The following is a 16,956-nucleotide window of genomic DNA, read 5'->3' as shown; positions in this document are numbered from 1 at the left end:
GTCGGCGGGGTGGAGGGTTACCGAAACGTTACCTAGAACCGGCGGCCTCCGCTCCGCCGTGAGAGCCCAGACCGGCGACGAGTTCGGCGACGATCTGCTGCCGAGCCTGCACGCTCATCGGCTTGCCGGGGACACCGGCGCGACGCTGTTCGGGAGACGGGCCGTCGAGTGGACGATATCGCACCCCCGCCGCGCCGAGTCGGCGCAGCTGCACCGGAAGACGACGCGCGAAATCGTCCCACTCCCCCGGCTCGCCGCCCGCCCAGAGCCGTTCGGCGATGGCCGAGAGCCGCGGGAACATCGCGTAGTCGACCCGATCGCGCGTCGGCAGGTGCTCGGTCCAGGTGTTCGCCTGTCCGCCGAGGGCGCGCTCGTCGATGCGCAGCGTGTAGGCGTGCTCGATCGTCAGGGGCGGGCCGACAGGCACCGGTTCGTCCGCCGACTCGGACTGGCGGTAGTCGAGATACACCTCCAGATCGGGGCAGGCGATGACAGGGATGCCGCGGTCCAGCGCCTCCTGCAGCGCCACCGGCGCGCGCCACGCGAGGATCTCGACCCCCTCGGGCACCTCGCCTTCGAGCACCTCGTCCCAGGCCAGCGCGGTACGGCCGCGCGCGCGCACGTGCGCCACGAGGTGCGCGGTGAACCACGGCTGGACGTCCTTCGCCGAGTCAAGGCCGAGTTCGCCCATGCGCTTGCGCGCTGCGGCGCTGCGCTCCCACTCCGTCACCGGGACCTCGTCGCCGCCGATGCCGATCCACGGCGAATCGAACACGTCGCAGAGGGCGTCGATCGCCGCACGCCCGAACGCGAGGGACTCCTCGGTCGGCGCGAGCGTTCGCTCGTTGACCCCGAATCGCTCCCAGGGCCCCTCGACGCGGTCCGACGCATCCGCATTGCCGAGCTCCGGGTAGGCGGCGAGCGCGGCCTGCACGTGCCCCGGCAGCTCGACCTCCGGAACCAGTGTGATGAAGCGCTCGGCGGCGTAGCGCACCAGTTCGCGCAGCTCCGTCGACGTGTAATGCCCCTCATGCACGCCCGGTTCGACCGTGGCGAGCGGACCGTGCCCGAGCTGGGTCGCAGCGCGGCGAGCGCCCACTTCGGTGAGCCGAGGGAAGCCAGGAACCTCGTAGCGCCAGCCCTGATCGTCGGTGAGGTGGAGGTGCAGGATGTTGAGCTGGTGGGCGGCGAGCACATCGATCAGGCGTCGGATGTCGTCGGCGGGGCGGAAATGGCGCGCGACGTCGAGCATCGCTCCGCGCCAGCCGAACGCGGGCGCGCCCCGCCATCGTCCGGCGGGGAGCCGCACGCCATGCGCCAGCTCAGGGGGCAGGAGCTGGCGCAGCGCCATCACGCCGCGGAAGACGCCGACGGGTTCGGCCGCGTGCACCTCGATGCGCATCGAATCGACCTCTATGCGGAAGGACTCCGGCGCGGTCTGGCCGGGATCGCTCACCAGGGCGATGACGACGGAATCCGGGTCCGGCTCGTCGTGCAGCTGCAGGACCTCCCGCAGTCGCTCTGCCACACCGGTGAACGCGTCGGGCGCTTCGATGCGCGTGCCGGCGGTGAGCACGAACGGTTCGGCCTGGGCGTCGATGTCGACGTCGAGTCCGGGCACCGCGGCGCGGTGCGCCGGTGGTGCGCTGCGCAATGCCGCCCCGGGTGTCCGTCCGGTGGGCTCTCCGCTTTCGATCACCGGCACGCCGCCGACCAGCACCTCGACGATGCCGAGGGGCTCGGCTCGCGGGTCGTCGAAGGTCGCACCGGCGCCGATCGTCTGCGCGTCGAACAGCACCAGGTCCGCCGTCGCACCGGGGCGGATGGTGCCACGCGGCGCATCGCCCAGGTCGATCCCGAGCCGGCGTGCCGGCGTTGCGGACAGGTGGCGCACGGCCTCCTCGAGAGTCAGTACGCCGAGTTCGCGCACGTAGTGCCCGAGGTAGTGCGGGAACGTCCCGTACCCGCGCGGATGCGGCTTGTCGCCGATGAGGATGCCGTCGCTGCCGCCGCTGTGCCGCGGATGACGCATGATCGCCCGGACGTTCTGCTCGTCGCCGATGTGCATCAGGATGCCGGTGGCTGCGGCATCCCGCACGACGACGTCGAGCACGATGTCGACGGGTGGCCGCCCCAAGGACTGTGCGATCTCGTCGATGCGGCGTCCGACGAGACCGGCCAGCGCCGGATCGCCGACGCCGGAGACCTCGATCGCCGACCAGTCGGCGCGTTCGCCGTGGAAGCCGTCGCAGCCGACGTCCTCGAGTTCGACGCGAACCTGCTCACGGCCGGCCGCATCCAGCGCCGCGATCGCGGAGATGAGGTCTCCGCCGGCGGCCAATCTGCTCGGCAGGAGCGCGGCGAGCGTCGTGGCGCCCGGCAGATAGGGGTAGGTGTCGAGCGTCACGTCGACGCCGTCGGCGATCGCCTCGTCGACGAGGGCGAGCAGCTCTGCGGCGCGTCCCCTGTTCGGGGCGAAATTCATCGTCGCGTGCGTGAGGTGGATCGGGCAGCCGGTGCGCCGACCGATGTCCAGCACCTCGCGGTAGGCGTCGAGAGCGGCCGCACCGTAGCTGCGCGTGTGCGGTGCCCAGTATCCGCCGCGCTCGGCGACGACGCGGCACAGCACCTCGAGCTCGGCCGTCGACGCGTACATCCCCGGCGTGTACGTCAGGCCGCTCGACATCCCGAACGCACCGGCGTCCAGCGCGGCATCCAGCAGCGCGGCCATGCGCGCGAGCTCATCCGGCTCTGCCGCACGATTCTCGTGGCCGACGACCATCATGCGCAGGTTGCCCTGCGGCACGAGGACTGCGACGTTCGCCGCGGCAGCGGCATCGACGGCGGCCAGGAACTCGGTCATCGACCGCCACGGCACCTCGGCCGGTCCGTTCCACCCCGCGATCTGCGCGGGGATGACGGCCGCAGCGCGATCGTCCAGCGGCGCGTAGCCGAGCCCGTCCTGTCCGATGACCTCGCACGTGACGCCCTGACGGATCTTGGCTGTGTGATCGGCACCCCGCAGCACAGCCAGATCGCTGTGCGCGTGCATGTCGATGAAGCCGGGTGCGAGCACGAGCCCTGCGGCGTCGAGCTCGACCGCGCCCTCCGGCAGGACGAAGTCGTCCTCACCCTCGTGCCGGATGCCGACGACTCTGGCGCCCTCCACGGCGACATCGGCGGTGAACCGGTCACCACCTGTGCCGTCCACGACCACGGCACTGCGATACACCCGCACGCGCCCGGCTTCTGCCTGCTCCGCACTCAAAAGCATGTCGCCACCGCTCCGATCACGCGGGGATCCTCGGCATCCGGGTCGTCGATCACGGGGACGACCCGCCACTTGTCGAACGCCGTGCAGGGGTGCGAGAGTCCGAGCCGCACGACCTCGCCGACCGCGATCTCGGCGCCGTCATCGAGACTCAGGAACGCGTGCTGATCGTTCAGCGCGGTGACCTGCCCTGCCACGGTCTGCGGGGCGGGGAGATCGATGTCGAAGGGGACGTCGCGGCGCCCGGCATCCAGCAGCGCCAGACGAGGCTCGGGATGCGAGACGACCCGTGACCACGCGTGCATCGCAGAGCGCAGCGGTGCCGTCGGCACGACGGCGCCGAACGGGGACATGCGCGTGTAGAAGCCGTCGTCGTGGATCTGGAAGGCACCGGAGCGGAGCACGACGTCTGCGGTCGCACGGTGCGGAGCGAGCACGGCCGCCGCCCGATCGGGGAACGAGCTGCCGCCCGCGGAGAGGATCGGCCGGATGCCCGTCGGGTACTCCAGTCGCTCATGCAGGGCGACCAGGCTCTGCAGATAGGCATCGACGGCTGCGACGGATGCCGGACTCCGATCGGGTCCGAATGGACCCTCGTACCCGGCGACACCGGCCAGTCGAAGACCGGGGGCCCGCGACACGGCGTCGGCGATGCGCTCGCCCTCGTCGATCGTGCGCGCGCCGGTGCGCCCGCCGAGCCCGCCCAGTTCGACCAGCACGTCGAGCGGATGCGCGACGTCGGAGACGGCGGCCGCCAGGATCGCGACGGTGTCCTCCGAGTCCGCCCAGCAGAGCACGCGCAGGCCGTCGGTGTGCGCAAGCAGTTCGCCGAGACGACCGGCGGCACCCGCATCCGTCACGCCGTTGGCGATCAGCACGGTCCGCACCCCGGCCTCGACGGCCACGCCGGCCTGCCAGGGGGTTGCGACCGAGATCCCCCAGGCTCCGGCATCCAGCAGGCGCTGCCAGAGGGCGGGCGCCATGGTCGTCTTGCCGTGCGGGGCGAGCAGGATGCCGAGGTCGCCGGCCCAGTCGAACACCGTCTTCTCGTTGTGCGTCAGCGCGTCCGCATGGACCGTCATCACCGGCGTCGAGAACTCGGACAGTCGCAGGCCGGCATCCGCCACGTCGGACACTCGGAGCCCGTGGGCACGAGCGGGGAAGGCCTTGGCCCAGGGGCCGAGCACGGGGTCCGGAATTTGTAGAGGCACCTAACAAGGCTACTAGGCTGAAGCCATGAGCTCGAAGATCCGTGTCACGACCGACGCCGCCCCCGCACCGGCGCACACCTTCTCCCAGGGCATCCGCAAGGGCCCGTTCGTGCAGGTCTCCGGCCAGGGGCCGGTCGACCCCGCGACGAACGAGTACCTCTTCCCTGGCGACGTCGCAGCCCAGACGACCCGCACGCTCGAGAACGTCAAGGCGATCGTCGAGGCATCCGGAGCGTCGTTCGACGACGTCGTGATGCTGCGCGTCTACCTCACCAAGCGCGAGGACTTCGCCACCATGAACGACGCCTACGGCGCCTTCGTCGAGGCTCATACGACCAACGGCGTCCTGCCGTCGCGCACCACCGTCTTCACGGGTCTGCCCCGCGAGGAGATGCTCGTCGAGATCGACGGCATCGCCATCGTCGACGCCTGACGTCGGGGCTCCCTCGCCTGCCGTGATTGACTTGAGGCGACCGGAGAACCAGCACCGCAGCGCGGTGCGTCGAAACAGGGGGAACCTATGAATCGCAAGATCGCAGCCTGGACCATCGCGGCTGTCGCCGTCCTCGGCCTGACCGCATGCTCCGGGGCGCCGAGCGCGTCCGATGAGGGCTCCGACGAGATCACCTCGAGCGAGGCTCCGGCGGAGAACACGGCGGACGACACCGGGGACCAGTCCGTCGCGGACGCGTGCAAAGCCGCCACCGAGGACATCACCGCGGCCACCGCGTCGTTGTCGAACCTCGATCTCGAAGCAGCGACCGCCGACCCCCAGGGGACGCTCGACACCTTCACGGCGACGACCGATGCCCTCGGCACCGCCGTCGAGTCCGTGAACAACGCCGAGGTCAAGGACGCCGTGACGGCGATCCACGAAGACTTCACCGAGCTGCGCGACCTGCTGTCGGCCGTGCTGATCGATCAGGACCTGGCGGCGGCAGAGGGTCTCACGACCATGAACGCCGACCTGCAGACGTCGGCGGCCGCGTTCTACACGCTCTGCACCCCCTGATCCGGGGCGCGAATCTCGACGGATGCCCTGCGACCTTCACAGTCGCGGGGCATCCGTCTTCCTGCGCCCGGCACTGTCCTGCCTGACCGGCAGCGGCGAAGTTGCCGACCGTTGCCGTTCCGTGATAAGCGATCCTCTAACATAGAGGGATATACGTGTCACGCCGATCAGGGGGGGTGAGATCGTGACCGATCTTGTTGCAGCATCCGGCTCCGACACCGCGAAGACCGCGGTGATCTCCGAGACCATTCCTTCCGGCGCGTCCGGCACCGGAGAGCTTCCCCCCGGGGACCAGCACGTCGAGTGGGCTCCCCTCGAGCCGGCGCCCAAGAAGAAGCGCCTCGGCCTCTGGATCGGCATCGGCGCAGGAGTCGTCGTGCTCGGCGCCGCCGCAGCCTCGATGGTCCTCATCGCCCCGGGCACGAGCGTCGCCGGCGTGCAGGTCGGCGGACTCACCCCGGGCATGGCCGCAGAGACCATCAGCAACCGGCTGGCCGAGACCGAGATCACGCTGACCGGAATGGGCGACGACGCGGTCGTCACCGGTGCCGACCTCGGCGCGTCCGTCGATGCAGAGGCCCTGGCGGAGCAGGCCTTCGCCGAGCATCCGCTCTGGAACGTCACCCAGTGGGGCGCCGAGACGATCCCGGCGACCATCACTCTCGACGCCCAGACCGCCGAGAGCGCGCTGCGTGCCGCGTCGCCCGCCTCTTTCACGGATGCCACCGATGCCACCGTCGTCTTCGACAGCGCATCGGGCACCTACGTGGTCACCCCGGCCGAGCCCGGTACCGGCATCAGCGTCGACGCCCTCTCGACGGCCTTCGTCGAAGCGATCGGCGAGGGCAAGTCCGACCTGGAGTTCACCGGCGACCCGACCGAGGCACTGCCGGACATCTCGACCGAGGCGGCGCAGACGACCGCAACCGAACTGAACACGATGCTCGCCGGCATCGGCTTCTACATCGGCGAAGAGCGCACGGTCCCCGTGGATCCCGCGGTCGCCGCGACCTGGCTGACCGTCGAGAACGTCGACGGCGAACTCGTCGTCGAGGCCGACCCCGCGGTGATCCAGACCACGGTCGACGGACTCGCTGCGGCGGTCGATCGCGCGCCCGTCTACGCGACGAACATCACCGATTCAGCCGGCAACGTCCTCCGCGAGGTCACGGCTGGCCAGACCGGCCGTGCTCTGGGCGACACCTCAGCGGTCGCCGACGACTTCGCAGCGCAGCTGGCCGACGGCAACGCGAACTTCGCCCTCGCGGTCACCGAGACTCCGTTCGAGACGACCGGCATCGTTCGTCGTGCCGAGGTCGACCTCGGGTCCCAGCGCGCCAACTTCTACGAGAACGACAAGCTCGTCAACTCGTGGGCGATCTCCTCCGGCAAGCCCGGCCACGAGACCGAGACCGGCAACTTCAAGATCCGCGCTCACGTGCGGATCCAGGACATGGTCGGCAACAACGGCGACGGCACGAAGTACCGCACACCGGATGTCCCCTGGGTCACCTACTTCAACGGCGACCAGGCCTTCCACGGCGCTTACTGGCACAACAACTTCGGCAACGTCATGAGCCACGGCTGCGTGAACATGCCGGTCTCGGCGGCTCAGTGGGTGTACGAGTGGGCCCCGGACGGCCTCGAGGTCAACGTCCACAACTGACGCTGCGGTACGGAAAAGGCGGATGCCGAAGCATCCGCCTTTTCCGTACCCACTGATCAGAGAGCGTCGATGACCGCATTCAGCGTCGCGGACGGACGCATGATCGCCGCGACCTTCGCGGCATCCGGACGGTAGTACCCGCCGATGTCGGCGGCCGAACCCTGCACGGCATTCAGCTCGGCGACGATGTCCTGCTCCTTGGCGGCGAGCGTCTCGGCGATCGGCGCGAAGCCTGCGGCGAGCTCGGCATCCTTCGTCTGCTTCGCCAGCTCCTGCGCCCAGTACAGCGCGAGGTAGAAGTGGCTGCCGCGGTTGTCGATCGTGCCGAGCGCGCGGCCGGGCGAACGGTCCTCCTCGAGGAACGTTCCGGTCGCGGCATCCAGCGTCTCGGCCAGCACTCGCGCCTTCTCGTTGCCGGCGAAGTCCGCGAAGTGCTCGAGCGAAGCCGCCAGCGCGAAGAACTCGCCCAGCGAGTCCCAGCGCAGGTAGTTCTGCTCGACGAGCTGCTGCACGTGCTTGGGAGCCGAACCGCCGGCACCCGTCTCGAACAGTCCGCCTCCGGCGAGCAGCGGGACGATCGAGAGCATCTTGGCACTGGTGCCGACCTCGAGGATCGGGAACAGGTCGGTGAGGTAGTCGCGCAGCACGTTGCCGGTGACCGAGATGGTGTCCTCACCGCGGCGCAGGCGCTCCAGCGAGTAGCGCGTGGCGTCCTCGGGGGTGAGGATCTCGATCGTAAGGCCTGCGGTGTCGTGGTCCTTCAGGTACTCGTTCACCTTGGCGATCAGCGCTGCGTCGTGCGAGCGCTCCGCGTTCAGCCAGAACACGGCCGGCGAACCGGTGGCGCGGGCGCGGGAGACGGCCAGCTTCACCCAGTCGCGGATCGCGATGTCCTTGGTCTGCGTGGCGCGCCAGATGTCGCCGGGCTGCACGGTGTGCTCGAGGACGACGTCCCCGCCCGACGTGACGACCTGGATGCGCCCGGCCGCCGCGACCTCGAACGTCTTGTCGTGGCTGCCGTATTCCTCGGCCGCCTGCGCCATCAGTCCCACGTTCGGCACGGTGCCGATCGTGGCGGGGTCCAGCGGGCCGTTCGCGATCACGTCGTCGATGGTCGCCTGGTACACGCCGGCGTACGAGGAGTCGGGGATGACCGCGAGAGTGTCGCCCTCGCCGCCGTCGGCGCCCCACAGCTTGCCGCCGTTGCGCACGAGCGCGGGCATCGAGGCATCCACGATCACATCGCTGGGCACGTGCAGGTTCGTGATCCCCTTGTCGGAGTTCACGTACGACAGTCGCGGGCCGTTCTGCATGGCGCGGAAGAAGTCCTCGGCGATGGCCTCGCCGCCCTCAAGATCCGTCAGCCCGGACAGGATCGAGCCGAGCCCGTCATTGGCGCTGAGACCGGCGGCCGCGAGCGTGTCACCGTGCTGCGCGAACACGTCGGCGAAGTACGCCTTGACGACGTGGCCGAAGATGATCGGGTCGGAGACCTTCATCATGGTCGCCTTGAGGTGCACCGAGTACAGCACGTCGTCGGCCTTCGCCGTGGCGAGCGTCTCGGCGAGGAAGGCGTCCAGAGCGGCCGCGGACAGGAACGTGGCATCGACGATCTCGCCGGGGAGGACCTTGAGGTTCTCCTTCAGTGCGGTGGTGGTGCCGTCCTCCGCCACGTGCTGGATCGTCAGCACCTCGTCGGCCGGGGCGACCCAGCTCTTCTCGTTCGACTTGAAGTCGTCGTGACCGAGTGTGGCGACGCGGGTCTTCGAACCCTCGGCGAACGCCTTGTTGCGGTGCGGGTGCTTCTTGGCGTAGTTCTTCACCGCCAGCGGAGCGCGGCGGTCGCTGTTGCCCTCGCGCAGGACGGGGTTCACGGCCGAGCCCTTGATGCGGTCGTAGCGAGCACGAACGTCCTTCTCTTCGAGCGTCGACGGCTCGTCCGGGAAGTCGGGCACGTCGAAGCCCTGGGACTGCAGCTCCGCGACCGCGCCCTTCAGCTGCGGAATGGATGCCGAGATGTTCGGCAGCTTGATGATGTTCGCCTCAGGGGTCGTGGCGAGACCGCCCAGCTCGGCGAGCGCGTCGGAGACCTGCTGGTCTGCGCTCAGCCGCTGCGGGAACGCGGCCAGGATACGGCCCGCGAGCGAGATGTCACGCGTCTCGAGCGCGATGGCGGCCTTTCCGGCGTACGCCTTCACGATCGGCAGAAGCGAAGCGGTGGCCAGAGCCGGGGCCTCGTCGGTGTAGGTGTAGATGATGGCGTCGTCGGTCACCGGGAGATCTCCGTTCACGAGGGCATTTGTCTCGATACCAAGATACCTGAGGGCCTGCTGCGCCGTTCATCCGATGGATTCGTCCCGCCCTCTGGTGTCAGAACCATCGGGAGCGGTTACCCTGGGCTTATGTCGGAACTCCGTGTGGTCGAACTGTCCGCCGCGACGATCGTCGCGGTCAACAACCTGTCCCTGAAGCCCGGGCAGGAGCAGTTCCTCGCTCCGGTCTCGTACGGGATCGCCGCCACGGTGATCAATCCGAAGACGTCGTGGCAGCGCGTCATCCTCGACCGCAACGAGGTCGTCGGCTTCGTGAGCGCGAACTTCGACCCCGAGGCGCCGGAGGACCACTTCCGCTCCGTCCTGTGGCGGATCAACGTCGACGCGGACGATCAGGGTCGCGGCGTCGGCCGCTTCGCCGTCGAAGCACTCGTCGAAGAGGCGCGTGCACGCGGCTTCGATCACGTCGACGTCATCTACGAGGCCGGCGAAGGCGGGCCGGAGGCGTTCTTCAACCGTGTCGGTTTCTCGCCTGTCGGTGAGACCGAGTACGGCGAAGTGATCGCCGAAATCCGGATCGACTCCTAAGACTGGCGGCGGGGCCTCGGATCCCCTCCCCCACCGAGACCCCGTCGCCTCCTCCCGCGCCCTGACGCGTCAGCGGGCAGTGCGTCAGCGGGCGTTCGGGTCGTCGCCGGGGCGCGGGCGTTCGCGCCAGGCGGCGATCGCGGATGCCGCGGCGGCAGCAGCGCGGTCGAGCACGTCCGCCGACAGCGTGATGACCTGCTGCGCGGCATCCTGCCATCCCGGTCCGATCGGCGGACGCTCCCCTGCGGCGACGCGCGCCGCCGTCTCGGCGTCGTCGAACGCGCGTTCCAGTCGGACGACCGCCAGCCGGTAAGCCGTGAACTCGGCCGGAGCCACCTTGCCCGGCGCCGGGCGGGTCTCCTGCGCATGCTCGAGGGCTGACAGGAACGCAGCGGTCGCTGGCACGTGCCCGTCGCTCATGGACGGATAGGCGATCAGTCGCGCAGGGTCGGTCTCGTACTGCATCCAGCGCACGAGCACCGTGTCGTGCTGCGATCGGAGACGCTCGAGCGGCGTCGGCTCCGACCGCGAGGGGATCTCCGCCCTCGCCGCGGTCACACGGGTGCGCAGCGCCTTCACCGCCGCCGATGCCGCCTTCGCCTCGCGCTGCGCGGTCTGCAGGTCCCGTCGAGCCCTGTTCACGTCTTCGAGGCTCGCTCGCGACGCCGCCCGATCGGCGGTCACCTGCGAGAGGTCGGCCTTGGCGATGCGCGCGGCGTTCTGCGCCGCGATCGCCGCCGAGATCGCCGCGCGCAGCTCGAGCTTGGCGGCGTCGTATGCGAGTCGTCGTTCGGCGTTCAATCGGTGCACTCCCCACGCGCCGGCCCCCACGGCTCCGGCGGCCGCCGGCACCGCCCACCAGAACTCGGCCAGCAGCAGGGGGTCCATGCCTTCATGCTAACCGGGGCGGATGCCTGAGCATCCGCCCCAGTCGGATCAGACCAGCGTCTCCTGCCAGGCTGCGTGCAGCTGGGCGAACTTTCCCGTGCCGCCGATCAGAGCGGCGGGGCTGTCGTCCTCGATGATCCTGCCGTGCTCCATCACGAGCACCCGGTCTGCTATCGCGACAGTCGACAGGCGGTGCGCGATGATGATCGCAGTGCGGTCGGCCAGCAGCGTCTGCAGGGCATCCTGGATCAGCCGCTCCGACGGGATGTCCAGCGATGCCGTCGCCTCGTCGAGGATCAGCACCGCCGGGTCGGCGAGGAACGCGCGCGCGAACGAGATCAGCTGACGCTGACCGGCCGACACGCGGCCGCCTCGCTTGTTCACGTCCGTGTTGTAGCCGTCAGGCAGCGACGAGATGAACTCGTCGGCGCCGACAGCCTTCGCGGCCGCACGGATCTCGTCGAGCGTCGCATCCGGCTTGCCGAGCGCGATGTTGTCGGCGACCGTCCCGCTGAACAGGTACGCCTCCTGGGTCACCATGACGATCGCCCGGCGCAGGTCCTTCGGATGCAGAGAACGCAGATCCACATCGTCCAGCGTGACGCGCCCCTTCGACGGGTCGTAGAACCGCGAGATCAGCTTCGCCAACGTCGACTTGCCCGCACCGGTCGTACCGACCAGCGCGATGGTCTGGCCGGCGGGGATGTCGAGCGAGAAGTTCGGCAGGATCGTCTTCTCGCCGTTGTACCCGAAGGTGACCTCGTCGAACGAGATGTGACCGCGCGACTCCCACAGGTCAACGGGTTTGGCCGGATCCGGCACCGTGGGCACCTCGTCCAGGACTCCGGAGACCTTCTCCAGCGCAGCCGTCGCCGACTGGTAGGAGTTCAGGAACATCGCGATCTCCTGCATCGGAGCGAAGAAGTTCCGCACGTACAGGACAGCACTCAGCAGCACGCCGATGCCGATGGCACCGGTTGACACCCGCATACCGCCCCACAGCACGACGAGCGCCGTCGTGAAGGCGGCGACCGCCATGAGACCCGGCTCGAACGTGCCGAACAGCACCATCGAACGCCGGTTCACGTCACGGTAGTCGCCGGCCAGCTTGCGGAACGTCTTGTCGTTGCGCGGCTCCTTGCGGAACGACTTCACGGCGCGGATTCCGGTCATCGTCTCGACGAACTGCACGATCACCTTCGCGCTGATGACCCGGGATTCGCGGTACACCAACTGCGAGCGCGAGTAGAACCAGCGCATCAGGAAAGCGAGCGGGATGCCGGCGAGCAGCAGGATCAGCCCGGACTGCCAGTCCGCGATCACGAGGGCGATGAAGGTGAAGACTCCGAACAGCACCCCGGAGACGAGGTTGTTCAGGCCGCCGTCAAGCAGCTCGCGGATCGAATCGAGGTCGCTGGTCTGACGCGAGATGATGCGCCCGGACGTGTACGACTCGTGGAATTCGAGACTCAGCTTCTGCGTGTGCAGGAAGATGCGCTTGCGCAGATCCAGCAGTACGGCCTGAGTGATGCGCGCCGCGATGACGACGTACCAGCCGATCAGCGCCGCTGCTGTGGCACCGGCGAAGATGTAGACAGCAGTGACGATGATCGCCGGCATCCAGTCGGTCTGCTCGAGCAGCATGGGCAGCGCACGGTCGATGCCGATGCCGATGAGGATCGGCCCCGACACCTGCAGCGCGGTGGACACGACGAGCACGATCGCCGCGAGCGAGATCCGCGCACGCAACGGGCTGATCAGCGAGCCGAGCAGCCGCAGCGAGCGACGCCGGATGGCGCGGCTCTCTTCGCGGGTGTAGTTGGAGCGGTCCTCTCCCTGGGTTCCGGTGAGAGTCATGCCTGCACCTCCTCGTCCTCGCTGGCCGGAGCTTGTTCGAGCATCTCCTCCGTGATGATCGGGATGGCCCCTGTTCTGGCGGCCTCCTCGGCTTCGAGACTCGAGATCACGTGCCGATAGTGCGAGCTGGTCTTCAGCAGTTCGGAGTGCGTTCCGACCGCCGTGACCCTGCCCGATTCGAGCAGTGCCACACGGTCCGCGAGAGCGACGGTCGACGGCCGGTGCGCCACGATGAGCGCCGTCGTCTCGGCGAGGACGTGCCGCAGCGCCTCCTCGACGAGCGCCTCGGTGTCGACGTCCAGCGCAGACAGCGGGTCATCGAGCACGAGCACCTTCGGAGCGGCTGCGACGGCTCTGGCGAGCGCGAGGCGCTGCCGCTGGCCGCCGGAGAGGCTCAGTCCCTCCTCGCCGATGATCGTCTCGGTGCCCTCGGGCAGCGTGTCCACGAACGCGGCCTGCGCCACATCGAGCGCTTCGCGCATGATGCGCTCGCCCTCTTCGCTGTGCGGATCGATGTCGGCGCGACCGAGCAGCACGTTCTCGCGCACGGTCGCCGAGAACAGCGTCGCGTCCTCGAACGCCATCGCGATGTGGGTGCGCAGCTCTGCCAGCGGCAGGTCGCGCACATCGACGCCGTCGAGCGTGACGCGGCCTCCTGTGACGTCGTACAGACGCGCGGGCAGGGTCGTGAGGGTCGTCTTCCCTGAGCCGGTGAGACCGACCAGCGCCATGGTCTCACCGGGGCGCAGGACGAGGTCGATGCCGTCGAGCAGATCGCGCTCCGAGGCACCGGCATCCTGATAGCGGAAGTGCGCGTTCTCGAAGGCGAGTTCCCCACGTGGCTCGGCGATGTGCACGGGCTCGTCAGGGTCGGTGATCGAGTTCGTCTCGTTGAAGATGTCGAACACGCGGTCGGTCGCCGTGCGGGCATCGAGCATGAACGAGAACAGGAAGCCGATCGATTCGATCGGCCAGCGCAGCACGGTCGCCATCGCGAAGAACGCGAACAGCTGAGCGTCATCGATCTGGCCCTGCCAGACCAGCCAGATGCCGGTGATCAGGCTCAGCCCGAAGGCGATCTGCGGCATGAGGTCCAGCCAGAACCAGATCCGACCGACAGCGCGGGCCTTGTTGAGCTCGGTCTCCCGCAGCGTCTCGGCCTGCGAGCTGAAGCGGCGCAGCGCGTGCTGGCCGCGACCGAAGGCCTTCAGAACACGGATGCCGTGCACGCTCTCCTCGACGCTGGTCGCGAGGTCGCCGGCCTGGTCCTGGCTCTGCCTGGCAAGGGCGCCGTAGCGCTTCTCGAACAGGTAGCCCTGGATCCACATCGGGATCCCGGTGACGAGGAAGATGACGCCCAGCATCCAGTGCCACTGGAACAGCAGCACGGAGCCGATGATGATCGTCAGCACGTTGACGACGAGGAGGATGAGCCCGAAGGCGATCCAGCGACGGATGAGGCCGATGTCCTGCATCATCCGACTGAGCAGCTGACCGGACTGCCAGCGGTCGTGGAAAGCGACCGGCAGCGTTTGCAGGCGTGCGTAGATCTCCGACCGCATGCGGAATTCGACCTCGGTCGCCGGGGTGAGCACGAACCAGCGTCGCAGCCACACCATGGCGGCCTCGCCGAAGCCGAGCAGCAGCACGACGACGGCTCCGCCGACGATCAATCCGAGGTTCACGACCCCGATGTCGGTGTCGAGCCCGCGCACGACCTGCTCGAGAACGATCGGCACCATCAGTGCGAGGACCGCGGCTGCGAGCGCGCTGCCGGCACCGCCGACGAGGCGCCAGACGATGGGGCGGACGAAGGGCTTCAGGCGCCACAGGGCGGCTGGAGTGGAGAGGGAAGCGGATGAAGGAGGGGTGTGCGTAGCAGGCGTAGCAGACATGACTCTCAGAAGTGAGGAAGCGAGCGGGGTGACGAAAGGTGCGCCGACGGCGTGATCGCGACGGCGGAGATACGGAGATCGGGTGCGGAACTAACCGCGGCAGGTCGCCACGCGGATACCCGGAGCGAAGACCTGTGCGACGGCGATCGAGATCATGATGTCCTCCTCGGGGTTCGGTGATGTCGTCCAGTCGGCGCGACAGCCCTCCAGCCTATGCCTGTGAACCTGCTGAGTGCAACACTTTCGCGCAGATGAATGAATCGTGTCAGTTCGGCCCCCTCGGGCCGCCCCTCAGGCCGCGGCTTCGCGCGCGAGCAGCGATTCCTTCACGTCGAGCCCCCATGCGAAGCCTCCGAGCGACCCGTCCGTGCGCAGCACGCGGTGGCACGGCACGAACAGCGCCGGGGCGTTCCGAGCGCAGATGGATGCCGCGGCGCGAACGGCGCTGGGCTGCCCGAGGGCTGCGGCGAAATCCGTGTAGGTGAGCGGCTCACCCGGGTCGATCGTGCGCAGCGCTGCCCAGCCGCGCAGCTGCATCTCCGTGCCGAACTGCGCGACGCGGACGTCGTCGATCGCCGTGAGCTCGCCGCTGTAATAGGCCAGCGCGGCCACCGCGGCATCCGTCTGCCCCCTGCGCACATCCATCGGGCGGGTGCGCACGGCCAGCCGCGCGAGGATGTCGTCCTGCTCGGCCGTCCAGCCGGAGGCCAGCACGCGCTGCTCGTCGTCGGCGAGGATCGTGAAAGCCCCGTCCGGGGTCTCGATGGTCTGGATGATCGCGGTCATGAGGTCTCCTTGATTCGGATCGGACGGGTTCGGGGCGCGCGTACGGGTGCTGCACGCCACAGATGAGCGGTGAGGTAGCTGCGCCATGGCGCGGTGCGACCGGCCCAGGCGGTCAGTCCTGCCGGGTCCGCGGGGATGCCGAGGGCGGCAGCCCCTGCGCGCACCGCGACGTCACCGGGCAGGAAGACATCCGGGTCGCCGAGGACGCGCATGCCGACGTAATCGGCGGTCCACGGCCCGATCCCGGGCATCGCGAGGAGCGCTTCGCGCTGGTCGGCCGCGTCATCGCCGACCGTCAGCGGGAGGCTCCCGTCGGCGAGCGAGGCCGCGGCATGCGTGATCGCCCGGATGCGCGCCGCCGGCCCCCGCAGCACTTCGGCACCGTGTTCGGCGATCGCCGTCATGGTCGGAAACAGGATGCCCTGCTCCACGCGCTCCCCCAGCGCGTCGGCGAGCGCGGTGAGCGCCGTCCTGGCCGCGACGACGGTGATCTGCTGGCCGACCATCGCTCGAATGAGCATCTCGTGCGGGTCGGCGGCGCCGGGGACGCGGATTCCAGGGGTGCGCGCCACAGCATCGGCGAGTTCCGGATGCGTCGACAGCGCGGCATCCACCGCCATCGGATCGGCGTCGAGGTCGAACAGCCGGCGCGCGGTCGCGACCAGCGGTGTGAGGTCACCGAGCCTGGTTACCCTGGCACGAAGCCGAAGGCGCCCCTCCTGTTCGCGGATCTCGAACCAGGCCGGTCCGCCCGCCAGCCGCAGATGACGGGCGAAGGACGTGGGCGCGGCGTGCTCGACACCGGGCAGAGCCCGCGCGGACATCCACGCGAAGATCCCCGCGGCGTCGAGCGGTTCGCGATGCGGCAGCAGCAGATCGATCTCGCCCGGTGCGCAGACACCGGTGCGGTGGCGGCGCGCGCGCAGTTCGGTCGGGGTCATCCCGAACACCTCACGGATGGTGTCGCCCGCCTGCCGGATGCTGGCGAAACCGGCGGAGAAGACGACATCCGAGATCGGCATGTCCGTGCCGACGAGCAGCATCCGCGCCGTGTGCGCGCGATGCGCCCTGGCCAGGGCGAGCGGTCCGGCACCGAGTTCGGCGGTCAGCAGCCGGGTCAGATGGCGGCTCGAGAAGCCCAGCCGTGCGGCCAGCCCTGGAACGCCCTCGCGCTCGACGACCCCGTCCGCGATGAGGCGCATGGCGCGTGCCGCTGCATCACCTCGCAGGTTCCACTCCGGCGAGCCGGGCGCCGCCTCGGGGAGGCATCGCTTGCAGGCCCGGTACCCGGCCTCATGGGCCGCCGCGCTGGTCGGATAGAACGTGACGTTCTCCGGCTTCGGCGTCCTGGCCGGGCAGCTGGGGCGGCAGTAGATCCCGGTCGAGCGCACGGCCGTGACGAACTGCCCGTCGAAGCGGACATCACGCGCGTCGATGGCGCGGTACCGCTCGTCGAAGGTCATCACTGGGAGGCTCATGCCTCAACTCTGACATGTCCGGATGCCGCGC

General features: G+C 69.2%; 12 protein-coding genes. 4 read left to right on the top strand and 8 right to left on the bottom strand.

All coding sequences use genetic code 11. The annotated features are described in order from the left end of the window. Positions 1–28: 28 nt before the first annotated feature. Both AC3ANJ_RS05440 and AC3ANJ_RS05435 read right to left on the bottom strand, forming a co-directional pair. Positions 29–3,274 carry a family 20 glycosylhydrolase gene (locus AC3ANJ_RS05440; RefSeq protein WP_488318582.1) on the bottom strand — a complete coding sequence of 1,082 codons (3,246 nt, stop codon included), beginning with the start codon at positions 3,272–3,274 and terminating at the stop codon, positions 29–31. Then, complete coding sequence (locus AC3ANJ_RS05435) at positions 3,265–4,482, bottom strand: type III PLP-dependent enzyme domain-containing protein (RefSeq protein WP_488318581.1); 1,218 nt, start codon at positions 4,480–4,482, stop codon at positions 3,265–3,267. Before AC3ANJ_RS05435 ends, AC3ANJ_RS05440 begins: the two co-directional genes overlap by 10 nt. A 25-nt stretch (positions 4,483–4,507) precedes the next feature. Between AC3ANJ_RS05435 and AC3ANJ_RS05430 the strand changes: the two genes are divergently transcribed. The 3 genes from AC3ANJ_RS05430 (at position 4,508) to AC3ANJ_RS05420 (ending at position 7,160) form a co-directional block, all read left to right on the top strand. Continuing rightward, positions 4,508–4,915 carry a RidA family protein gene (locus AC3ANJ_RS05430; protein ID WP_406246208.1) on the top strand — a complete coding sequence of 136 codons (408 nt, stop codon included), beginning with the start codon at positions 4,508–4,510 and terminating at the stop codon, positions 4,913–4,915. An 87-nt stretch (positions 4,916–5,002) separates the two neighbouring features. Next, positions 5,003–5,494 carry a hypothetical protein gene (locus AC3ANJ_RS05425; RefSeq protein WP_488318580.1) on the top strand — a complete coding sequence of 164 codons (492 nt, stop codon included), beginning with the start codon at positions 5,003–5,005 and terminating at the stop codon, positions 5,492–5,494. 184 nt (positions 5,495–5,678) lie between these two features. Continuing rightward, complete coding sequence (locus AC3ANJ_RS05420; protein ID WP_488318579.1) at positions 5,679–7,160, top strand: L,D-transpeptidase family protein; 1,482 nt, start codon at positions 5,679–5,681, stop codon at positions 7,158–7,160. A 56-nt stretch (positions 7,161–7,216) separates the two neighbouring features. On the opposite strand, the gene AC3ANJ_RS05415 is transcribed toward AC3ANJ_RS05420, so the two are convergent. Further along, positions 7,217–9,433, bottom strand: coding sequence for an NADP-dependent isocitrate dehydrogenase (locus AC3ANJ_RS05415; protein ID WP_488318578.1), 2,217 nt, complete (start codon positions 9,431–9,433; stop codon positions 7,217–7,219). A 129-nt stretch (positions 9,434–9,562) separates the two neighbouring features. Here AC3ANJ_RS05415 and AC3ANJ_RS05410 point away from each other — a divergent pair, with 129 nt between their 5' ends. Beyond that, entirely contained in the window at positions 9,563–10,021 is a 459-nt protein-coding gene (locus tag AC3ANJ_RS05410; RefSeq protein ID WP_488318577.1) for a GNAT family N-acetyltransferase, read from the top strand. 84 nt (positions 10,022–10,105) lie between these two features. Here AC3ANJ_RS05410 and AC3ANJ_RS05405 read toward each other — a convergent pair whose 3' ends face one another. The 5 genes from AC3ANJ_RS05405 to AC3ANJ_RS05385 form a co-directional block, all read right to left on the bottom strand. Further along, complete coding sequence (locus AC3ANJ_RS05405; protein WP_488318576.1) at positions 10,106–10,909, bottom strand: hypothetical protein; 804 nt, start codon at positions 10,907–10,909, stop codon at positions 10,106–10,108. A 48-nt stretch (positions 10,910–10,957) separates the two neighbouring features. After that, positions 10,958–12,766 (bottom strand): ABC transporter ATP-binding protein, encoded by a 1,809-nt coding sequence (locus tag AC3ANJ_RS05400; RefSeq protein WP_488318575.1) that lies wholly within the window; start codon positions 12,764–12,766, stop codon positions 10,958–10,960. Beyond that, positions 12,763–14,661, bottom strand: a complete 1,899-nt coding sequence (locus AC3ANJ_RS05395) for an ABC transporter ATP-binding protein (protein WP_488318574.1) — start codon at positions 14,659–14,661, stop codon at positions 12,763–12,765. The genes AC3ANJ_RS05400 and AC3ANJ_RS05395 overlap by 4 nt, the downstream gene beginning before the upstream one ends. 291 nt (positions 14,662–14,952) lie before the next feature. Continuing rightward, positions 14,953–15,447, bottom strand: a complete 495-nt coding sequence (locus AC3ANJ_RS05390) for a methylated-DNA--[protein]-cysteine S-methyltransferase (protein WP_488318573.1) — start codon at positions 15,445–15,447, stop codon at positions 14,953–14,955. Then, a complete protein-coding gene (locus AC3ANJ_RS05385) occupies positions 15,444–16,925 on the bottom strand; it encodes a DNA-3-methyladenine glycosylase 2 family protein (RefSeq protein ID WP_488318572.1) in 1,482 nt (493 codons plus the stop codon). The genes AC3ANJ_RS05390 and AC3ANJ_RS05385 overlap by 4 nt, the downstream gene beginning before the upstream one ends. Positions 16,926–16,956: the final 31 nt, after the last annotated feature.

Source organism: Microbacterium sp. STRO-1N (assembly GCF_057748015.1).
Note: the sequence above shows the minus strand (reverse complement) of the source record. Positions and strands in the feature narration are given on the sequence as shown.